The following is a 20,503-nucleotide window of genomic DNA, read 5'->3' as shown; positions in this document are numbered from 1 at the left end:
TGATTGATTGTTTCGAAGAAAAATGTGAAAAAACAATTTCTGTTGCCGAGTGGCGATCTTTATGTTTGTGTCTTGTAAGAAGCCGGACGAAGATGATTCCCTTCAGTGCCTCTTGAGCATGCAATATAAGCCAGCTTAGTTAATTTGTCAATTTATAGCCGAAAAAAATACGCTATAAAAAAGTATAGCGTATTTTCATTCTTAGCATTTTGACTTAAACATTTTCATCAATAAAGCTAACAAGTTTAGAGCGAGGTACAGCACCAATTTGTTGAGCTACAACTTCACCATTTTTGAAAAGTAATAAAGCAGGAATATTACGGATATTGTATTTCACCGCAATATCTTCGCAAGAAGTTACATCAACTTTAACAATTTTTACTTTACCAGCATATTCACTTGATAGGTCTTCAAGAACAGGTGCAATTGCTTTACAAGGTGCACACCAACCTGCCCAGAAGTCAACAAGCACAGGTGTTTCAGCGTCTAGAACATCTGCTTGGAAGTTATCATCAGTTGTATTTACAATAGTCGCAGACATGGTACGGCTCCAATTTTTAGAAAAAGTGCTATTACTACAGGAGAAATTATCTCTATCAGTATTACATAGCTACTTAGTTCAATGTAAGGGTTTGATGCTATTATTCAAGGCTTAACTCAATTTGTCTAATGGATGCTCACGATATTCATCATCGGCTTGTACAATCGTTTAACAAATAGAAAAATATCGATGGCTATTAATTGTTGATGAAAATGGCTTTTCAATTGCATTCTTGTGAATTACTCTAGGCGTGAATTGTTATGGGTTTAGTTCAATAATGTCTGACTTTCTGATTGATGAAGAATTACTTGCCGCCATAGATATGGGGTCGAACAGCTTTCACCTTGCAATTGCACGGGTAGATCATGGCGAAGTTAAAAAAGTTGCTTCGATGTCAGAAAAAGTACAGCTTGCAGCTGGTTTAGATGAAAATAAAAATTTAACAGAAGCCGCGCAGCAACGTGGTTTAGCGTGTCTAGCCCGTTTTGTTGGAAGATTGAGCTCTGTTCAGCCTAATCGTTTACGAATCGTGGCTACGAATGCCTTGCGTCAGGCAAAAAATGGTCATGAATTTATTCAAAAAGCTGCAGAAATTTTACCTAAACCTATTGAAATTATTGCAGGACGAGAAGAAGCCCGTCTGATCTATTTAGGTGTATCGCATACCATGGCCAATGGTGGGCGTCGCTTAGTTGTTGATATTGGTGGTGGTTCTACCGAATTCATTATCGGTGAAGAGTTTGAACCTATTTACACCGAGTCATTACAAATGGGTTGTGTGGCTTATACAACGGCCTATTTTTCTGATGGCGAAATCACACAAAAAGCATTTGATAAGGCCGTAGTTGCTGCTCGTAAAGAACTTTCTGCTATTGCAACGACTTATAAAATGGAAGGGTGGGATACAGTCGTTGGTTCGAGTGGAACGATTAAGGCCTGTCGCCAAATTATGGTCAATATGGGCTTAAGTGATGAACAAGAAAATGTCACTCGAGAAGGACTATATAAACTTAAAGATAAATTACTTAAGTTTAAAAATGTTTCTGAAATTGATTTTGAAGGCTTAAGAGAAGATCGACGAGCAGTTTTGCCAGCCGGATTGGCAATTTTGTACGCAGTTTTTGAAGTTTTAGAAATTGATCGTTTGGCATATTCTGATGGTGCATTACGCGAAGGTGTGATGTATGACCTGTTAGGTCGATTTAAACATGAAGATATCCGTGATCGTAGTGTACAGGCCTTAATGGGGCGTTATAACGCAGATCCAAAGCAAGCAGAACGAGTTGTAAATACAGCACAACAATTATTTGATGGTGTTGCGAAATCTCTTAATTTAACGAGTGAAGACAGTGACTTACTGCGTCGAGCTGCCTATTTGCATGAAATTGGTTTAGCAATTAGTCACGGTGGTTATCATCGCCACGGTGCTTATTTATTACAGCACTCAGATATTCCAGGTTTCTCGCAAATTGATCAAAATCATCTTTCACATTTAGTTGCTCACCATCGTCGTAAATTGCGAAATGATGTAAAAAACGAAATTTTGAAGGCTGGTGGTCATAAATTACTTTACTTAAGTTTATTACTTCGCCTAGCAGTTTTACTCAACCATAGTCGAAGTGATCAGATGCTTCCTGCCATTGAACTGACCATCATAAATGATCAACAATGGCAGCTTAGTGTTTCTGGTGATGCCAAACAATGGCCATTGTTAGTTGCCGACTTGCACGATGAGCAAGAGCAGTTTAAGCATTGGGACATTGAATTGAATATTCAGTCGGAAAAATTTATCGATTAAAGGGATAATATTCGACCTATGAAAAAATCTACTCAGTCCAAAGCTTGGACAACGGTTCAAATTGCACGTCATCCTGAACGTCCGCAGTTTCTAGATTATGTCGGTGAAATCTTTACAGAGTTTGACGCCTTGCATGGTGATCGTTTGTTTGGTGACGATGGTGCGATGGTAGGTGGTCTTGCTCGTTTTGACGGTCAACCTGTGATGGTCATTGGACAACACCGTGGTCGTAGTACCCGTGAAAAATTAAAGCATAACTTCGGTATGGCTAACCCTGAAGGTTACCGTAAATCTCAACGCCTATTAGATATGGCTGAGCGTTTTAATCTTCCGGTCTTCACGTTTATTGATACGATGGGTGCTTACCCAGGTGTTGGTGCTGAAGAGCGTGGACAAGCCGAAGCAATTGCAACGAGTCTTGCTCAACTTTCAAGCTTGAAAGTTCCTGTTGTTGCAACAGTACTGGGTGAAGGTGGTTCTGGTGGTGCTTTAGGTATTGGTGTTGCTGACAGAGTTATTATGTTATCGCACAGTATTTATTCTGTGATTTCACCAGAAGGCTGCGCATCTATTTTATGGAAAACTGCTGAAAAAGCGGCTCAAGCGAGCGAAGCTTTAGGTTTGACAGCAGACAAATTACAATCTCTAGGTATTGTTGAATATGTAGTAGATGAAGGCGAGGGGGCACATTTAGACCCTGAGCAAGTCATGCAAAACCTAAAAGTAGTTCTGAAGCAAGCTTTGGATGAATTGCTACCACTGGAAGCAAATGAACGATGCGAAGCACGTTATCAACGTTTAATGAAGTTTGGCAGCGCAAATTTAGGCATAATGTCTTAAAGCAGGCTCAACTATTTTCAGAAAATAGTTCTTTTCTTATTGGATGTAGTGGCGGCATGGATTCTATGCTGCTGCTACATTTGATGTCTCAAATTTTCCCTCAAAAGATCCGAGTAATCTATATCGACCATCAGCTGCAATCACAAAGTGCAGAGTGGGGGAAACTAGTCGCTGAACAGGCTACTCATTTAGATATTCCTTTTATTATTCAAAAAGTTCAGGTTACCAATGGTAATTTGGAAGCTCAAGCACGTCAGGCACGTTATCAAGCTTATCGACAGCATTTGCAATCGAATGAAACTTTAGTACTTGCTCATCATCAGCAAGATCAGGCTGAAACGCTCATACTACGTTTATTATCGGGCGCAGGTGTTGATGGATTAGCTGCAATGCAGTCCATTGATTACCGTGTAGACATGACGATTTGGCGTCCTTTTTTAGATTTATCTCGTGAGCAAATTACTGATTGGACTACTCAACTTGAAATTGAGTATGTAAATGACCCGACAAATTACGATATTCATTATGATCGGGCGTGGTCGCGTGAGGAACTTTGGCCATTTTTACAAAACAGATTTCCTAAAATGCAGCAAGCACTGAGCCGAACCAGTTATCTCATGCAAGATGCTTCTGAAATTTTAGAAGAAGTTTTGAAAGCTGATTTAAAACATTGTGGTACTGCTGAGTGTTTAGACTTAACTAAACTTTTAGATTTATCAGTTGCCCGTCAACGTCAATTATTTTCGGTTTGGATGAAAGGTGATGGGCAATATCGACCTGCATTTGAAATGGTTGAGCGTTTAAAAAATGAAGTGATTGATTCAAAGTCCGATGCACAAGCAGCATTACACTGGAATCAGTTTTACTATGTCCGTTATCAACACCATCTTTATAGATTGAGTAAGCAAGTTTTTCTTGCTGAAAAATTAAACCCAGTTGAAGCTGAGTCAGAGCATCATTTCCAAATGGGGGAAATAGTGCATTACGCTTCAGGAAATTTTCAGATCACACAAAAAAATATCGGTTTGAGTCCATCTTTATTAAATAAAAAATTGACAATAATTCGACGTCAAGGTGGAGAAAAAGTCCATTTATATGGTCGTGTTGGGCAATGGCCATTAAAAAAAGCAATTCAAGAAGCACATATTTTGCCTTGGCTTCGTCATACAATTCAAATATTAGTCATAGATAATGTTATGCTTGGGGTTTTTACACCGAAAGGATTTTGGTTGGCTCAGTCTCCGTATTGTGAGCAAGGAGGATGGCAACCGGATTTAATTTCTCATTCTTGTAATCTGGTAAATGGCGAATATGGTTATGGCAAGTGCAGTAAATTGTAATATCTGTTTTATTGGTGGCGGTAATATGGCCCAAGCGTTAATTGGCGGGCTCATTTCAAGAGGTTTACCACCGACACGTATTACTGTTTCAGATCCTGTTGAGCAGATCCGTCAATTATTACAAGAGAAAGAAGTCCACGTAACACAAGATAACGTGGCTGCAATTCAAAATGCTGATGTTGTCGTACTAGCGGTAAAGCCGCAAGTTTTGGCGACTGTGTTACGTCCGTTGAAAGGTCTTTTATCAGATAAATTGGTCATTTCAATTATTGCTGGTGCTGAAATTCAAACGATATCAAACTTAATTGATAGCAATCGAATTGTTCGCGTTATGCCGAATACACCAGCTCTGGTTCAAACTGGCGCGCACGGTATCTATGCAAATGATGTAGTAGGTACTTCGGATCGTGAATTAACAAGTCAGATTTTAGCGGCCACAGGCTTAACAATTTGGGTAAACTCCGAAGCTCAAATTGATGCGGTAACAGCAGTTTCTGGTTCAGGCCCTGCATATTTTTTCTATCTGATGGAAAGTATGATCCGTGCGGGTAAAAATTTAGGACTGGATGAAAAAGTTGCAACTGCGTTAACTCTTCAAACGGCGTTAGGTGCAGCTCAAATGGCAATTACTAGTTCAAATACTCCATCTGAACTTCGTAAGAATGTGACATCGCCAAATGGTACAACACAAGCTGCACTTGAAGTTTTTGACCGTGCACAAATCTCCCAAAATATTCAATCTGCATTGGCTGCTGCACAGAAGCGTAGCCAAGAATTGGCTCAAGAATTGAGTGACAGTGCGAAATAGCTTAAATAGGATAAGACAACTATGGGTGCAAATTCTGCGCTAATTTTTGGAATTTTAATTAATGTCGCGATTTTATTGGTCTTTTTCCGTTTTTTAATGCAATTGGCGGCAGTAAGTCCTTATAATCCTGTGGTTTTATCGACCGTAAAGGCGACTAAAATTGTTGATATTTTTGGCCGAATTTTTCCGACGGTCGCAAAAGGCCGGTTTAATTTAGCTGCGTTAGCTCTTTTAATTATTTTATATTTACTGAAAATTTTCGGTGTGATGTATCTTTCTGGTTCTATGCCAAATAGTCCGATTCATTTAGTGATTCTGACATTTGTGACTATGATTCAGGACTTGATTCGTTTCTGCCGTTATTTAATTTTTGCAACAATCATTTTGAGTTGGGTAGTTATGTTCACTCAATCTCGTTCACCTTATATTGAGGTGATTCAAGATTTGGCTGAACCATTACTCGCTCCATTCCGTCGTTTATTGCCTAATATGGGAATGATTGACTTATCGCCAATTTTGGCTTTTTTGGCACTTTATATTGCCGAAATTTTAATGAATGAAGTTGCTAAAGTTCTCTTAACTGGTCTTTAAGCTAACTCAATAAAAAAGGGCTGTATTTCACAGCCCTTTTTTATTTCTATTAATTAATGTGCGTCATCCCAGTTTTGTCCTTGTCCTACTTCAACCACTAAAGGCACGGAAATTTCTACAACAGATTCCATGACTTTTGCGATTTGTTTGGAAAGTTCTTCAGCAATGTTCTGATCGGCTTCAAAAACTAATTCATCGTGTACTTGAAGAAGTAACTTGGCTTGATCTTTTGGCAAGATTTTATCAACTTCAATCATCGCAATTTTAATAATATCAGCTGCACTACCTTGTAAAGGCGCATTGATCGCCGCACGTTCAGCAGCCTTACGCACCATCACATTTCGTGCATCAATATCTGGTGTATAAAGACGACGGCCTAAAATAGTTTCAACAAAGCCTTGCTCTGATGCAACTTGACGCGTGCGTTGCATATATTCATAGATGCCAGGATAGCGTTGGAAATATTGCTTAATATAATTTTGCGATTCTTGACGTGTGAAACCTAACTGACGAATCAAACCAAACTCAGACATACCATACAGTAGACCAAAGTTTACTGCCTTAGCTTGGCGACGTTGATCATTGGTCACATCTTCAATTGCAATACCCAATACTTCTGCAGCAGTACGGCGGTGAACATCTTGTCCGTGCTGGAACGCATGTACTAAAGCATCATCTTGAGAAAAATGAGCCATTAAACGAAGTTCAATTTGTGAGTAATCGGCTGCTAGTAAAACTCGTCCTTCTGGTGCAATGAATGCCTTACGAATTTGACGGCCAATTTGTCTACGAATTGGAATATTTTGTAAGTTAGGATCAGAAGAGGAGAGGCGGCCTGTTGCTGTGAGTGCTTGGTGATAACTCGTATGTACACGATGCGTGTCGTTATGAGATTGCTCAACTAGACGATCCGTATAGGTACTTTTTAGTTTTGCTAAACCACGATGCTCTAGAATAATTTCCGCTAGAGGATGTTCAATTTTTTCTAAAACACTTTCACTGGTGCTGTATTGTCCAGTTGCAGTTTTTTTACCACCTTTGATTCCTAATTTATCAAATAGGATTTCGCCTACTTGCTTAGGTGAAGCAATATTAAAAGTTTCATCTGCAATTTCCATAGCCTGATTTTCAAGGCCTTCCATGGTTTTTGCAAACTCAACACTTAATTTATCTAAGAAAGCATGATCTAAACGAATACCATCTTCTTCCATGCCTGACAAAATTCGGGCAACCGGCATTTCGATGTTATATAAAATATTTTCTAACTCAGGAAATGGCTTAAGTTTGTTTGAAAGTACTTCATACAAACGATAGGTCACATGTGCATCTTCTGCTGCATAGTGAGCAGCAACTTCAATCTCAATTTGATTAAAAGTCTTCTGCTTTGCACCCTTACCAGCAATTTGTTCAAAGGTAGTGGTCAAGTGACTTAAGTAGACACGAGCTACATCATCCATGCCATGACGAGTTGCTGCTGCATTTAGTACATAAGATGCCAGCATGCTATCGAAATACCAGCCTTTAAGTTCTATGCCATGATTAGCAAAGATATGGGCATCATATTTAAGGTGATGACCAATTTTTTTAACTGCTTCATTTTCTAGCACAGGCTTAATTTGAGCCAGAATTTGTTCACGGTCCAGTTGCTGTGGTGCATTTTCATAATTATGCGCTAAAGGCACATAATAAGCGTCTTGTGCATCAAAGGCGATTGAAAAACCAACCATTTCGGCAATACGGTAATCAAGGCTTGTCGTTTCTGTATCAATGGCAAAATGATCAGCATTTTGCATGTGTTGCAAGAGCTGATCCCATGCTTCTTGAGTTAACACAGTGTGATAATTTGCAGTTCCAAGCTGGTCATCTTGACTGGTTAAGCTTGCCTGATCTTCGGTTTCTATAGAATCAGCTGGTTTAACTTCATCTTGAACGACTACTTGTGAAACTTGTTGTTTATAAGTAGAGCTGTTGGGATTATTCGGATGATCAAGCGACTGTAACTGATTTCTAAACTCAAGCTCAGTATATAAGTTGCGTAAGGCATCAACATTTGGATCGGTAAGCTTTAATTCATGCCAGTCGAGTTCTAAAGGAAGATCACAGACAATGCTAGCTAACTGGTGATCAAGCTTAATATTGTCTAAATTATCTTTAATATTTTGGCTAATCTTGCCTTTAAGTTGATCAGCATTGGCAATGATATTCTCTAAAGTACCATATTCGGTCAGTAACTTAGCGGCTGTTTTTGCACCTACGCCTGGAACACCCATAATACCGTCGGATGCATCACCCATTAGCGTTAAATAGTCGATAATCTGATTTGGCCAAACGCCAAATTTTTCAAATACACCATCGGTGTCCATTACGCGATCTTTAAAGCTATCTTCAAGTTTGACATGGTCATTGACGAGCTGAGCCATGTCTTTATCTCCAGTTGAGATAAGTACATGATGGCCTTCAAGCACGGCACGTTTAGCAAGTGTCCCGATAATATCATCAGCTTCAGCGCCTGGAAGACTATATAAAGGAATACCTTGAGCTTTAATCAATGCATGTAAATATGGAATCTGTTGAGATAACTCTTCAGGCATGGTTGGGCGATCACCTTTATAAATAGGTGAAAGCTTATGACGGAAAGTTGGCTCAGGCGTATCAAAAATTACGGCCATATGCGTCGGTTGCATACGACGCATAAGTTTTTGAATCGCAGAAATTGCTCCACGTATTGCATTTGTATGTAACCCTGTAGAGGTCGTCAATGGTGGTAATGCATGATATGCACGAAATAAAAAATAGGACCCATCAACCAAGACAAATGGTGGCATTGAACAATTCCTTAATTTGAATTACGGGTATTTTACGTGAAAACGACTATGAATGCAGGTTTATGATTTTTGCAGTATTTTGTATGTATAAATATACGCTTGTATTGGCTTGAAGTAAGATGACCTGTAATGAAGGTGTCATATTGCTAAGCCCATGTATAAAAAAGACAAACAGGGAATGATCATTGTTTTGATCGCTTTGACTTTGTTTTTAGCCATTTCAATTGGTTTTAAATTTCAGAGTGCTGTTGCTGCTTTATCTATTGCACTCGTGGTAGTACTGGTTCAGCTATTATCAAATCTGCATCAGCGTCTGACTCATTTAGAACAACAGTTTTCTCAGCAGAAAAAACCACTTTATTCTATTCATACGCAAACAATAGTAATTTATGCGGCCGCTTTGGTTGCATTAGTTGCTTATATGAATCACTGGATGTGGATTGCTGGTGGGGCATTACTGATTTTATTGCTATGTTTAGTCCAAACAATTAGTGCGTTTCATACTCGACTGTTATACCTCGAGTCGGCAAAACCAACTGCTCATGTAAACGAAACTCTACAAACAGAAATTATAACTCCAGCGGTAGTACAAGTTGATTCCAATAGTACAGACACGTTAATCCCTGTTGAAACATCAGTTTTAAATCACACAGAACAACCAACTCAAGTACAGAGTACATGGTGGCAACCAGCAGTTGACTGGATGGTTCATGGCAACCCAATTTTAAGAGTTGCTGTCGCTGTGTTGATGGTTGGGGTGGTGTTGTTATTGCGTTTCGCAAGCGAGCACTGGCAACTTAGTTTAGGTGTAAAACTTGGTTTTATTGCAATTGCTGGAGGTGTATTAACGGCATTTGGATATAGCTTGCAAAAGAAAAATCAGCTTTTTGCTGTAGCATTGCAGGGTGTAGGACTAGCTGTCGTATTCCTAACACTCGTGTTCTCGCATCATTTTGGTGTAATTGTCAATCTAACTACAGCGAGTATTCTGTTTACGATCTTATTGGCTATTACGGTATTCCTGAGTTTAAAACAACAAGCTATTTATTTGGCAATTTTAGCACTCGGCATGGCCTATGCAGCCCCTTTAGTTATTCCACAATATCGTCCAGATGTAGTCTTCCTATTCAGCTACTATTTGGTAATTAACTTAGCAGTTGCTGCGGTTAATTTTATTCAGCCTTGGAAAATCTTAAATCAGATTGCTTTCTTTGCCACGATGTTTATTGGTGGTAGTGCGATAGGTTTTTATGCAGAACCAGCAAAATTTGACACATTAGACTGGATTTTATGGCTACATATAGCTCTGTTTATTTGGCTTAGTGTCCGTTATAGCCAAAATATATCTCGAGTTTCAGCACGTGAACAACAAGAAGGCATTCGTTTACCTCCGCTCTTAGATGTGGGTCTTATTTTTAGTGTGCCTGTACTAGGCTTTACGCTACATGCCTATTTAGTTCATGAGTCTACTCAAGCGTTGACGATTGGTGCTGCTGTTTTAGCTGGTACCTATGCGGTATTAACGTTCTGGATCAAAAAGTCCCATCCTCAACTTTCAGTTCTTGCTAAAAGCTTTTTCATCCTCGCCGTTGCATTTTTTGCTTTAATTTTTCCACTCGCGAAAGGGGCACATTGGACTGCGATTGGTTGGGTTGCTCAAGGTACGGCCCTTATTGTATGGGGGGTAACTGAGCGGTACCGTTTAAGCCGATATATTGGTGTAATTTTAGTTTTACTCAGTTCGGTTGCATTGTTTTATCAATTTTGGGCGAATGCAGAGTTCCCGACTCTAAGCACAAGTATTTATGCAATTGCACAATTCATTTCGGCCTATTATTTATTGCAATACAACAGTAAAGAGCAACAGTATTTTAGCGCCAGCATGTTTAGCGGCATTTTCTTGTGTTTAGGGATGTATGCGGGTGCTATCGCTGGTATAGAAATTTTGACATGGCAACATCATGGCTCAAGCCCATATTTGATGATTGCGATACTATTATTATCAATATTTAGTGTAGTGGTTCACTACAAACTAAGAGTCCAATGGCAGAGCTTACAGTTAAGTTTAATTAGCCTATTATTGTTGTTAATTTTAGGTGAGGCCTTTACCAGTCAAGTATTCAGCCTGTTTAAATGGCCGAGTATATTACAGCAGGGTACTTTCCTCATCGCAGCAACGCTACTTAGTGCTTTATTCATTATGGCTCAACCGCAATCAGGTCAGTTTGGATCTTTGAAGGTCTGGTCTGGTTTGAGCTGGTTGGCATTAGCAACGGTTGGTTTGGCAATATTTCCACAAATGCCACTTGTTGCTCTGGCTTTTGTTCCTGTGGTTTATTCCCTTTGGACATATAAGGCTCATAAAACGACATTGCTACATCAAATTCCAGTGTGGTGTTTAAGCTTACTTTGGTTGCTGGTAGTGAGCGTAGACCGGCATTCTGCTGAGTACCTTTACTTTGTTCCTTTGATTAACTTAACTGACTTCCTTTCAATTTCAGTATTTGCTGGTCTACTCTTTATTATTTATCAGCATGTTTTTGATCAAGATAAATCACTGGAGTGGACTTTTAAAATTACAACAATTCTAGTGGGGTTGTTAGTATTCAGTAGTGTGGTGGTCAGAGGCTTGCACTATTACTGGGCAACACCACTCTGGAGTACTGCAATTTGGACAAATGGCTTGGTGCAATTAAGTTTGACATTGCTTTGGGTTATTTTGGCATTCATTTTAACTACATTCTCTAGCCGAAAAATGATTCGTCAATTATGGTTTGTAGGTGCTGCGCTTTTAGGGATTGTGGTATTAAAACTGATTTTGCTTGATCTATCGCAAAGTGCGACTTTAACTCGAGTCATTTCATTTATTGGCGCGGGTGGGGTAATGTTGATTATTGCTTATCTTGCGCCATTACCACCATCATCCGCTGTGCAGAAAAATGAAGAGCCTAAGCTTTAGGCTCTCGATTTAATTCTTTTTGATTACTGTATTGATCGATATCATCTTCAGCAAAAACACTAGATGGTCGATCAATCAAACCCATTTTAGGAACAGGAATTTCAATTCGGTTATCTAAAAATCCATTTCGAATTCGTTCTTGCATCTCATCTCGAACTTTTAAAGAGTTCTCTTGTCGACACCACATTGTAAATAAAAGCTCAATTGATGATTCTCTGAATGCGGTCACTGTAACAGCAGGCTTTGGATCATCTAATACAAGAGGATAATGAGCTGCTACATTCAGTAGAACCTCACGAACTTTAATAATGTCTTCATGGAAGTTGATTGCGAGCGTAATTGGAATACGCCGTATTGGGTATTTAGATAAGTTGTGCACGGGAGCACGAATGAGTTGTTCGTTTGGCAAACGAATATAGACATTGTCTAATGTAAGTAGCTTAACCGAAAGCAAATCAATCGAGATCACCTCACCTTCAATTGTATTTCCACGAATCAGCGTAATCTGGATCGTATCACCGACTTCAAATGAACCTTCACCAATCAAAAATAAACCACTAATCAAGTTACTGGCTGATGTTTGCGATGCAAAACCGAGCGCTACGGTTAAAATCCCTGCCGCGCCAAGAAATACACTCAGTTTAAAACCAGCTTCTTTTAAACTCGTCATAATGAAAAGTAAGAAAATAAAATAAAAAATACCGCGACGCCACACTAGGCGTTGATGAGCATTAAAACGTGAGCCAATGGTTCTAATAAATGTATTTGAAATAATACGGGCAAGAACAAAACCAATAAAACACAGCACAACACCGACTAAAATTTCACTAATACGTTCGGTATTGATATTGGTAAATATGCTTGTGAGGCTATCAGCGATATCCTTAGGAATACTTGTATCAGCCATATAAACCTCTTAAAAGAATGAATCAAACATATTGAATAATGCTCCACCAGGTGAACGTGGTGGGTGAACATAGGTCACTTCACCAGCAAGAGGAGGCGTACGGTTTTCAATACGAATTCGTGCAGGACGATCAGAACCTTCATAATAAACTTTAATTTGAGAAGTCCATAAACGGCCAGTACTTTCACTATAAAAAAGAGGCAGAGCGGTAACGGGCACGTTCATGCGGTCAAAACGCAATTGATGATTACTGGTGTTGTGAAAATCAATTGGTGTAACCGCACGAAAAGCACGTGGTGTTAACAGGTTCAAATCGGTACGCCCATCTACAGACGTGGCATAACAAATTTCACCTTGCTGGGCATTTGGACCAAACCACGTATCTTTAGGTTGAATCACAGGAATCTCAAACAAAGGCTCATGCTGACTTTCAACTAAACCTGCAATCCATAGGGGTGTACTAATATAAAGAGTTCCGCGTTGACCTGCTGGAATGTAGATAGGATCAACGGGTTTAATGACCACAGAACGGTCTGCCAGACGGGGCATAAGTAAAAATTCTGGATTAGTTTTCCGAAACATGTAGCGTTCTACTTGAACAGTATGCGGAAAGGCAAAATTCGGATCGGCAATTGGATGCCAATCTTGCTCATTATCATCTTGAAGAGATGGGCGATAATATTCGATACGCCATTCTTTTATACCGCGCGTTAGACGAAAAAGCATTGAACCAAATTGCCATGCTTTAGACTGATTAATTTCAAAGCGCTGTTCTCCCCACCATTTTAAGGAATTCTGGGGGCGAGGCTGATATTCATTATTTTCAAACAAGACGTAAAATTCCTCTACCGAGTTGTTAAACAGACTTCACGCTGTAATCTGCTTAGAGTACACTCAAAATCATCTTACTCATCATTATAAATTGTGATGCAAATATTGAAACAAATACAAGTTCCATATAGTTTTGCCAAGCGTCATGGTGTTTTATTTCGTTATGACGGTGATCAAGTATTTATTATTAGACGTCAAAATACTGAAAAAATTGCATTGCAGGAAGCAAGACGAATTCTAGGTAAGCCAGCTCACTTCCAATTATGTACTGAACAAGAATTTAATACGCTCTTAAGTACAAGCTATGCTGGCGATACAGGGGAATCACAACAAGTTGCAGCAGGTTTAGAAGATCATCCTGATTTATTAAGTTTGGCTGATCAGGTTCCTGAGACAGAAGATTTGATGGATCAGGAAGATGATGCTCCAATTGTTCGTCTGATTAATGCACTACTTTCAGAGGCAATTCGAGTAGGGGCTTCTGATATTCACATTGAAGCTTTCGAAAAGAAATTATCTGTGCGATTACGTGTAGATGGTCAATTACGTGAAGTTGTACAGCCGCGCCGTGAGTTGGCACCGTTGCTAGTTTCACGTATTAAAGTCATGGCAAAACTCGATATTGCAGAAAAGCGAGTGCCACAAGATGGACGTATTTCTTTACGCCTTGCTGGCCGAGAAGTAGATGTTCGTGTTTCGACTTTACCATCTTCACATGGCGAAAGGGTCGTAATGCGTTTGCTCGATAAACAAGCTGGACGACTTAATATGATCCACTTGGGCTTAATGGCAAATGACTATGAGCGTTTAACTCAGTTAGTACATCGTCCTCATGGCATTATTTTAGTCACAGGGCCTACAGGTTCGGGGAAAACAACGACTTTGTATGCAGCCTTATCTGATCTAAATGATAATACGCGCAACATCTTAACTGCCGAAGATCCGATTGAATATCAACTTGAAGGCATTGGTCAAACACAAGTCAATACCAAAGTGGATATGACGTTTGCTCGTGCTTTAAAAGCAATGTTACGTCAAGATCCAGATGTGGTGATGGTAGGTGAGATTCGTGATTTGGAAACGGCTGAAATTGCAGTACAAGCATCGTTAACTGGACATTTGGTTTTATCGACACTACATACCAATACAGCTATTGGCGCGGTTACTCGACTTAAAGATATGGGGATTGAACCCTTCTTATTATCAAGCTCTTTAATTGGGGTGATTGCTCAACGTTTGGTTCGTACCTTATGTCCACATTGTATGACATGGCGTGAAGCTGATACTTTTGAAAAACAGGTTTTTCAACATATTCATAATGAACCATTGTTGCAGTTACCTGAAGCCAAAGGCTGCGATCATTGCTCACATTTAGGCTTTAATGGACGTACAGCCATTTATGAAATCGTACCAGTTGATGAACCGATGCGTCGTCTCATTCATGGTAATGCGGCTGAATATGAATTAGAAAATCATGCTCGTGAGTATTCAGGTTCAATTCGTGATGATGGTCTGCGCAAAGTACTCGCAGGTAAAACGACACTTGAAGAAGTGCTTCGAGTAACCAATGAGGCAAGCGAAGTCTAATCTGTAACACGTAATAAAAATGCCCGATATGATTCGGGCATTTTTTTATATCGAAACTTATTCAGTCACAATATTAAAAGTTACATCAATATTGTTGCGAGTTGCATTTGAATATGGGCAAACAATATGAGCTGCTGCAACTAATTTTTCAGCTTCTTCACGGTCCATACCCACTAAGTAAACATTTAAAGTTACTTCGATGCTAAAACCTGTAGGAATTGGACCAATACCTACTTCACCTTCTACGTAAGCATCTTTACTAATGTTAAATTTATCGCGGTTTGCAACAAATTTTAAAGCTCCTAAAAAGCATGCTGAATAGCCAGCTGCAAATAATTGCTCAGGGTTTGTTACGGCACCACCAGCGCCACCCATTTCTTTAGGTACACCAAGTTGTACATCTAATACACCGTCAGATGAAGTTACACGGCCATCACGACCACCGGTTGCTTTAGCTTTTGCACGATAAACAACTTTTTCTAATGACATCGTTTTTATTCCTAAAATAAATTGAATACAAATATATCGTACACGACTTAATTATTTTGACAAGTATATTTTTTGAAAAAATTGCTGTTTATTTAACTAGGTTTGTACGGAGTTTGGTAAGTTGATCTTTCAAGCCTAATAGTGTTGTCATGTCACATGAACTTGCTTCTAGTACGCCTGCGGGAATATCCAATGCTTGATCTTTTAATTTTTTTCCTTCATTGCTAAGTGTAATAATCACTTGTCTCTCGTCTTGAGTTGAGCGGGTACGATGAAGCAAATGCAGCGCTTCTAACTTTTTCAAGATAGGAGTGAGGGTGGATGATTCTAAAAAAAGTTTAGCTCCAATTTCTGAAACAGTCACTTCATCCTGTTCCCATAAAACTAACATCACTAAATATTGGGGGTAGGTAAGCCCCAAAGGCGCGAGAAGTTTTCTGTAGAGTTGATTAAGCGCTAAATTTGTTGAATAAATGAGGAAACATAATTGATTCTCAAGCTTTAAGTTTTGACAGTCTTGGTCCATATATTCCTCAAAGAAACTCATATTGCTTTTGTAGTATATCGCGTTCTATTCAGTTTCTTAAATGTTCATCAGAATAGGTTATGAATAAAGTAAATTAAGAGACATAAAAAATGGAATAATTAATCCAATTATTCCATAACATAAAAATATTTTAGATAAAATTATCTACCACAGATCTGCAATTTTTTTCATTAAACGCGCACGATATTTGGCGGTAGGATTATTTGCATTGCGTTGTTGCTCTTGTTCATAAAAATCTTGCCATGCAGTAATCATTTCAAGCGTTGTTCCTTGTTTTTTAATCATAGAAACATCTGCTGGCTGAATATTTTCTAAACGTTGTCTTGCGCCTTCTGCACCCGTTCCCCATCCAATTATTCTCTGGCCAAATGCAGGCAAAGGAATATCTTTAGGAGTGGAGGGAAGAATATCTGATTTGAGCTGTGCCGTTGGTGAAACGAAATGATTCGTTGTCCCAAACTCAGCATAACAATGAATATTTGCCCCCAAGCAAAAAAAGCTAAATAAGTATTTCCACATGAATAATTAAACTTTTAATAGTGAATTAATTTACGGTGTGTCATTAGAGGCATTGAAGAGCGGACGAGATCTTGCGCCGTTAGATCAAAGGGCACAGTAATTAAACCATTTCCTTCATATCCAATCATACTTAAAATTTGGCCACGACTATCAGTTGCCCCAGAGTGTCCCCATGTCTGTCGTTTTTCACCATGCCAGCCCTGTTGTGCTGCACCTAAAACATAACATTGGCTATCCATTGCCCGAGCTTGTAACAAAAGCTGCCAGTGCATTTGTCCAGTTGTATAGGTAAATGCAGCAGGGGCAGTAAGAATATGAGCGCCTTGTTGTCTTAGCGTTAGAGCAAGCTCTGGAAAACGCAAGTCATAACATACCATTAAGCCAATATTGCCAAAAGGGGTAGATGTGACTACTACGTCTGTTCCTGGTTCAAAGAAACGAGACTCCTGATAACCACCGACAGCATCACCCACTTGTACATCAAATAAATGGATCTTGTCATAACGCGCTTCTGTACGCTCAGGGCTAATGCAGAGGCTAACAGTTCGGACGCGACCATCTTGAATAGTGGATCCATCTGGACGGAATGGGCAAGGTAAGGTGCCAGCCACAATCCAGATTTGATATTGATGTGCGAGTTTCTCAAGCCTTTGTTGAATAGATTCAAATTGCTCAGCAGTTTCACGTTGTTTTCCAGCAGCAAAACATACAAAGTTTTCGGGGAAAACAATCAAACTGGCATTTTGCGCCTTGCTCTGTTGAATCAAAGACTCAATGACTTGAAAATTATTTTCAATATCATCTTGAGAGTTCATTTGAGCAACAGAAACGAGGGTCATATTCTAATCCGGCTTAGTGTTGAAAATCAGGCATTTTGCTTGTCCGATACCTGTTCAAGAGTATCTTGTTCTTTCTGTAACTGCTTAACAAGTGGCTCAAACATATTCTGATTGTTTGCATTGAGTTTCATCAATGTCTTATGTGCATCCAGAACAGTTCTTAGCATTGCATTATGAGTGATTTGTTCATCTGTTAACGTTAATGTGCAAACGTTAGGATCACCACAATAATTCAAAATGACAAAAACCTGCCCTAGCCCCATACTGTTGGCTAAGGTTGTGATATCTGGATTGGTAGATAGCATCACAGCTTGAATATGATGAGTCTGTTTAAGCTTTAAACCCAGCTTAGCTAGGATGCCTAATACAGTACTATCAATAAATGTTGTTTGGGTTAAATCAACGATTGCACCTACAACATTCTCTTGCTGTTCAATTCTGTTTAAAAGTTTGTCTAGACTTATACAAGAATGGGCTCGCACTTCACCAATAAGTTTGAAAATATGCGTTCCATTTAAACTTGCATATTCAACATGACCTGTTGACATATAAATGCCATTTTCAGAGAAGGATAGAAAAATTATCACATAGTGCCATCCCAGACTCAAGAGTCCTTAAGTCGTATATTATGTAATTAATTGATTCGTAAATTAATTCATTCGACAAAGACTGAAGATGGCAATATCGTCGGCCACATGATCGGGTGCTTGAAATGATTGATTTTGCAAATGATGGACCAATTGTTGGAACTGATCGTTTAAACCGCCATCAAAAGGTTCGAGGGCTCCGTCCGAGCAAACAATGAAGCGAGCATGGCGATTTAATGTACAAGTATGCTCTTCAACTTCAAGTTCATCAGTTAAACCTAGTGGGAAACTGCTCGTTGTTAGAATCTTCGGTGCCTGATTAGGCTCAAAAATGATAGGAGGAGGATAGTGCCCAGCACTTGACCAGCGAAGAGTATGTGTTTCGAGGTTTAAAATACCCACCACAATCGTAATGTGCTTTTCGATATTCTCTTGAACTAACATCCCATTTAATTTTTTTATTAATTGTCTTGGGGTCTTAGAGCGACCATGAAATGCTGCCATCCATGATGTTAATAAACTACTGGTTACACCATGACCTGAAACATCAGCAAGATAGAATAAAACTTCTTTATCATTTAATTTCCAATAGTCGTACCAATCACCGGAAAGATAAGCTGAAGGCTGAAAGAAAGTTTCGACTTCATAATTTAATAGATCAATTGGATTAGGCAATAATCGTTTTTGCAGTTCAGCAGCCGAAGGTAAATCACGACTATCTTGATTACGCTTATATTGAGCATCAATTCTTGATAGGGCTTTATTTAAATCACTAGGTAATTGATTCCACACCCAGCCAGCAAGAGCACCTGCTTCCCATGCATGCGCTAAAGCGGTACCTTCATGTTCAAAAGCAATTACGACCGTTGGCAAATTCCATTTATAAGTCAGGAAATCTTGTACATCTGCAATTGCAATGATGGTTGGATCATATAAATCTAAATCATCTATGTTAATGACTTGTAAGCCTGGCAGTTTATCCAAAGCTTGCTCTAAATAAGGAATAGAGCGTGTCGGTTTAATAAAATACATAGAAGATATGGTAGTCCTTTTATATGATCACTTTATTCATCATAGAGTATGTATGATCAAAATCAAGGTATTGCCGAACTCTTAATCCAAGCAACACCTTTATTTCATGTTAAGGGTTTTGATTCTCATCTGGTGTATCTTCTGAGTCATCATCAATGAAAGACACATCGGCAGAATCGCCCTTTTTCTCTGCAATTTGGAATGCTTTACGCTGGAGGTATAAATCTCGAATCATAGCGTATTGATCACCTTGTAAGGTTTGATCTAAGTCTAGATATTGAGCACGTGTATCCACGGCTTGCAATAGATTACTCGACCAATAAAGACCTTCTTGATCATCCATAACGTATTTTTGTGGACGAGCTTGAGCATCTACTGCTAAACCAAAACCATCACGTAAGGTGCTTGGACCAAAAAAAGGCAACATAAGGAATGGGCCAGAAGGAACGCCATAGTAGCCAAGAGTTACACCAAAATTCTCTTCTTCAGTTGGTAAACCTAAGCGACTTGCAGGATCAGCCAAACCTAGAGTGGTTAAGGTGTTAATTGTAAATCGGCCTAAAGTTTTTGCTGCACGACCAGGACGGCCTTGAATAAGCTGATTGACAGCATTCCATGGCTCACCAAGATTTTTACGGAATTGGCGATAAGAGCCACGTACATCTTCTGGGGTTTTTTCTCTATATTGAACGGCAACTGGACGCAAAAAATTACGATCCAACATATCATTAAAAGAATAAATTGGACGATTCAATGATTGCAAAGGATCTTTGACAAGATCTGGTTGAGCTGCATTTGCGTTAATTTTTAAATCTTTAACTTTAATATTTTTTAGATCTTTAATAATTTGTGAACGGGGATGGTTTGGCCCTGTTTCTTCTAATGAACTCGCATTAGTAGATTCACTTACCGTGTTTTCTTGAGCATATATAGAGGTACAAACACCTACAGATAACACGCTTAGTAAAATTAAATTAGAATAATTCATATAATTCCTTAACCGCCAGCCAGGCTAATACTTAATGTGCAGTTGGGTGGAGATATGTTTTAATACAAAGTTGATAACCTATTATCAAGGTAAAATTGATCAAATAATATAGATAAAATGCTAAAATGACTAAAAAACGAACATGTGATAATATTAAATTAAAAAAGGGGTTGCTAAAGGAATTTAATGGTCTATAATGCACATCCATCGGCGGTGATGCAGATAAGAACTTGTTGAAAAACAGTTACTTGGAATTAGATTGGTTGCTTTAAGTGATGAATTTGATGAGAGGTTGGTTTTGAAAATAAGTTTTAAAGATATCGAAATTACCTGTTGACTTTTAAGAGATTAAGAGTAATATAGCCGACCTAGCTTGCTGGTGACGAACCAGGAAGAAGATCATTAAGAGAATTGAAGAACAACTTGTGTGGATTTTTACTGATTGATTGATCGAAATATTATCATTGATTGATTG

The 20,503-nt window shown here is 38.9% G+C and carries 18 protein-coding genes; 7 read left to right on the top strand and 11 right to left on the bottom strand.

Annotated features, from left to right (window positions below):
* Positions 1-214: 214 nt before the first annotated feature.
* Positions 215-541, bottom strand: coding sequence for a thioredoxin (gene trxA, locus AC1PJP_RS11190; protein ID WP_003655060.1), 327 nt, complete (start codon positions 539-541; stop codon positions 215-217).
* 277 nt (positions 542-818) lie between these two features.
* On the opposite strand from trxA, the gene ppx reads away from it, so the two are divergent.
* Genes ppx through AC1PJP_RS11165 form a run of 5 tightly spaced genes read left to right on the top strand, consistent with a single transcriptional unit; the run spans position 819 to position 5,918 of the window.
* A complete protein-coding gene (ppx, locus tag AC1PJP_RS11185) occupies positions 819-2,339 on the top strand; it encodes an exopolyphosphatase (protein ID WP_004794521.1) in 1,521 nt (506 codons plus the stop codon).
* A gap of 18 nt (positions 2,340-2,357) precedes the next feature.
* Entirely contained in the window at positions 2,358-3,179 is an 822-nt protein-coding gene (locus tag AC1PJP_RS11180) for an acetyl-CoA carboxylase carboxyltransferase subunit alpha (RefSeq protein WP_013198918.1), read from the top strand.
* Positions 3,116-4,519: a tRNA lysidine(34) synthetase TilS gene (tilS, locus tag AC1PJP_RS11175; RefSeq protein ID WP_192455099.1), complete on the top strand. Its 1,404-nt coding sequence runs from the start codon at positions 3,116-3,118 to the stop codon at positions 4,517-4,519. Before AC1PJP_RS11180 ends, tilS begins: the two co-directional genes overlap by 64 nt.
* Positions 4,491-5,327, top strand: coding sequence for a pyrroline-5-carboxylate reductase (proC, locus tag AC1PJP_RS11170; RefSeq protein ID WP_081399200.1), 837 nt, complete (start codon positions 4,491-4,493; stop codon positions 5,325-5,327). Before tilS ends, proC begins: the two co-directional genes overlap by 29 nt.
* 21 nt (positions 5,328-5,348) lie before the next feature.
* Positions 5,349-5,918: a YggT family protein gene (locus tag AC1PJP_RS11165; protein ID WP_004794512.1), complete on the top strand. Its 570-nt coding sequence runs from the start codon at positions 5,349-5,351 to the stop codon at positions 5,916-5,918.
* 53 nt (positions 5,919-5,971) lie between these two features.
* Here the strand turns inward: AC1PJP_RS11165 and polA are convergent, their stop codons facing one another.
* A complete protein-coding gene (gene polA, locus AC1PJP_RS11160) occupies positions 5,972-8,743 on the bottom strand; it encodes a DNA polymerase I (RefSeq protein WP_479766985.1) in 2,772 nt (923 codons plus the stop codon).
* A 154-nt stretch (positions 8,744-8,897) separates the two neighbouring features.
* Between polA and AC1PJP_RS11155 the strand changes: the two genes are divergently transcribed.
* Positions 8,898-11,702, top strand: coding sequence for a DUF2339 domain-containing protein (locus tag AC1PJP_RS11155; RefSeq protein WP_479766984.1), 2,805 nt, complete (start codon positions 8,898-8,900; stop codon positions 11,700-11,702).
* Here the strand turns inward: AC1PJP_RS11155 and AC1PJP_RS11150 are convergent.
* Together AC1PJP_RS11150 and AC1PJP_RS11145 are read right to left on the bottom strand one after the other, a co-directional pair.
* On the bottom strand, positions 11,692-12,609 hold the full coding sequence (locus AC1PJP_RS11150; protein WP_049837853.1) for a mechanosensitive ion channel family protein: 918 nt from the start codon (positions 12,607-12,609) through the stop codon (positions 11,692-11,694). The genes AC1PJP_RS11155 and AC1PJP_RS11150 overlap by 11 nt on opposite strands.
* 9 nt (positions 12,610-12,618) lie before the next feature.
* Positions 12,619-13,440 (bottom strand): hypothetical protein, encoded by an 822-nt coding sequence (locus AC1PJP_RS11145; RefSeq protein WP_004794502.1) that lies wholly within the window; start codon positions 13,438-13,440, stop codon positions 12,619-12,621.
* A 96-nt stretch (positions 13,441-13,536) separates the two neighbouring features.
* On the opposite strand from AC1PJP_RS11145, the gene gspE reads away from it, so the two are divergent.
* Positions 13,537-15,027 carry a type II secretion system ATPase GspE gene (gene gspE, locus AC1PJP_RS11140; RefSeq protein WP_049837851.1) on the top strand — a complete coding sequence of 497 codons (1,491 nt, stop codon included), beginning with the start codon at positions 13,537-13,539 and terminating at the stop codon, positions 15,025-15,027.
* Positions 15,028-15,084: 57 nt separating this feature from the next.
* Here gspE and AC1PJP_RS11135 read toward each other — a convergent pair whose 3' ends face one another.
* The 7 genes from AC1PJP_RS11135 to AC1PJP_RS11105 form a co-directional block, all read right to left on the bottom strand.
* Positions 15,085-15,516, bottom strand: a complete 432-nt coding sequence (locus AC1PJP_RS11135) for an organic hydroperoxide resistance protein (RefSeq protein WP_202745097.1) — start codon at positions 15,514-15,516, stop codon at positions 15,085-15,087.
* A gap of 88 nt (positions 15,517-15,604) precedes the next feature.
* Positions 15,605-16,042: a MarR family winged helix-turn-helix transcriptional regulator gene (locus AC1PJP_RS11130; RefSeq protein ID WP_479766983.1), complete on the bottom strand. Its 438-nt coding sequence runs from the start codon at positions 16,040-16,042 to the stop codon at positions 15,605-15,607.
* A gap of 165 nt (positions 16,043-16,207) precedes the next feature.
* On the bottom strand, positions 16,208-16,582 hold the full coding sequence (locus AC1PJP_RS11125) for a DUF4951 domain-containing protein (RefSeq protein ID WP_004794496.1): 375 nt from the start codon (positions 16,580-16,582) through the stop codon (positions 16,208-16,210).
* A 14-nt stretch (positions 16,583-16,596) separates the two neighbouring features.
* Entirely contained in the window at positions 16,597-17,421 is an 825-nt protein-coding gene (locus AC1PJP_RS11120) for a carbon-nitrogen hydrolase family protein (protein WP_013198911.1), read from the bottom strand.
* 26 nt (positions 17,422-17,447) lie between these two features.
* Positions 17,448-17,969, bottom strand: coding sequence for an anti-anti-sigma factor GigB (gigB, locus tag AC1PJP_RS11115; protein ID WP_002117273.1), 522 nt, complete (start codon positions 17,967-17,969; stop codon positions 17,448-17,450).
* A 102-nt stretch (positions 17,970-18,071) separates the two neighbouring features.
* Complete coding sequence (gigA, locus tag AC1PJP_RS11110) at positions 18,072-19,040, bottom strand: RsbU family protein phosphatase GigA (protein ID WP_192834179.1); 969 nt, start codon at positions 19,038-19,040, stop codon at positions 18,072-18,074.
* Between the two features lie 109 nt (positions 19,041-19,149).
* Positions 19,150-20,028: an MlaA family lipoprotein gene (locus AC1PJP_RS11105; RefSeq protein WP_225995796.1), complete on the bottom strand. Its 879-nt coding sequence runs from the start codon at positions 20,026-20,028 to the stop codon at positions 19,150-19,152.
* Positions 20,029-20,503 lie beyond the last annotated feature (475 nt).

Source organism: Acinetobacter sp. V116_7, assembly GCF_056735735.1.
The sequence above is the reverse complement of the archived record's forward strand: the minus strand, read 5'-3'. Positions and strand labels throughout refer to the sequence as shown.

Excerpts from the sequence above, each read along its gene's own strand:
- trxA (WP_003655060.1), bottom strand. The coding sequence starts at position 541 with ATGTCTGCGACTATTGTAAATACAACTGATGATAACTTCCAAGCAGAT.
- ppx (WP_004794521.1), top strand. The coding sequence starts at position 819 with ATGTCTGACTTTCTGATTGATGAAGAATTACTTGCCGCCATAGATATG.
- AC1PJP_RS11180 (WP_013198918.1), top strand. The coding sequence starts at position 2,358 with ATGAAAAAATCTACTCAGTCCAAAGCTTGGACAACGGTTCAAATTGCA.
- tilS (WP_192455099.1), top strand. The coding sequence starts at position 3,116 with ATGCGAAGCACGTTATCAACGTTTAATGAAGTTTGGCAGCGCAAATTT.
- proC (WP_081399200.1), top strand. The coding sequence starts at position 4,491 with ATGGTTATGGCAAGTGCAGTAAATTGTAATATCTGTTTTATTGGTGGC.
- AC1PJP_RS11165 (WP_004794512.1), top strand. The coding sequence starts at position 5,349 with ATGGGTGCAAATTCTGCGCTAATTTTTGGAATTTTAATTAATGTCGCG.
- polA (WP_479766985.1), bottom strand. The coding sequence starts at position 8,743 with ATGCCACCATTTGTCTTGGTTGATGGGTCCTATTTTTTATTTCGTGCA.
- AC1PJP_RS11155 (WP_479766984.1), top strand. The coding sequence starts at position 8,898 with ATGTATAAAAAAGACAAACAGGGAATGATCATTGTTTTGATCGCTTTG.
- AC1PJP_RS11150 (WP_049837853.1), bottom strand. The coding sequence starts at position 12,609 with ATGGCTGATACAAGTATTCCTAAGGATATCGCTGATAGCCTCACAAGC.
- gspE (WP_049837851.1), top strand. The coding sequence starts at position 13,537 with ATGCAAATATTGAAACAAATACAAGTTCCATATAGTTTTGCCAAGCGT.
- AC1PJP_RS11135 (WP_202745097.1), bottom strand. The coding sequence starts at position 15,516 with ATGTCATTAGAAAAAGTTGTTTATCGTGCAAAAGCTAAAGCAACCGGT.
- AC1PJP_RS11130 (WP_479766983.1), bottom strand. The coding sequence starts at position 16,042 with ATGGACCAAGACTGTCAAAACTTAAAGCTTGAGAATCAATTATGTTTC.
- AC1PJP_RS11125 (WP_004794496.1), bottom strand. The coding sequence starts at position 16,582 with ATGTGGAAATACTTATTTAGCTTTTTTTGCTTGGGGGCAAATATTCAT.
- AC1PJP_RS11120 (WP_013198911.1), bottom strand. The coding sequence starts at position 17,421 with ATGACCCTCGTTTCTGTTGCTCAAATGAACTCTCAAGATGATATTGAA.
- gigB (WP_002117273.1), bottom strand. The coding sequence starts at position 17,969 with ATGTCAACAGGTCATGTTGAATATGCAAGTTTAAATGGAACGCATATT.
- gigA (WP_192834179.1), bottom strand. The coding sequence starts at position 19,040 with ATGTATTTTATTAAACCGACACGCTCTATTCCTTATTTAGAGCAAGCT.
- AC1PJP_RS11105 (WP_225995796.1), bottom strand. The coding sequence starts at position 20,028 with ATGAATTATTCTAATTTAATTTTACTAAGCGTGTTATCTGTAGGTGTT.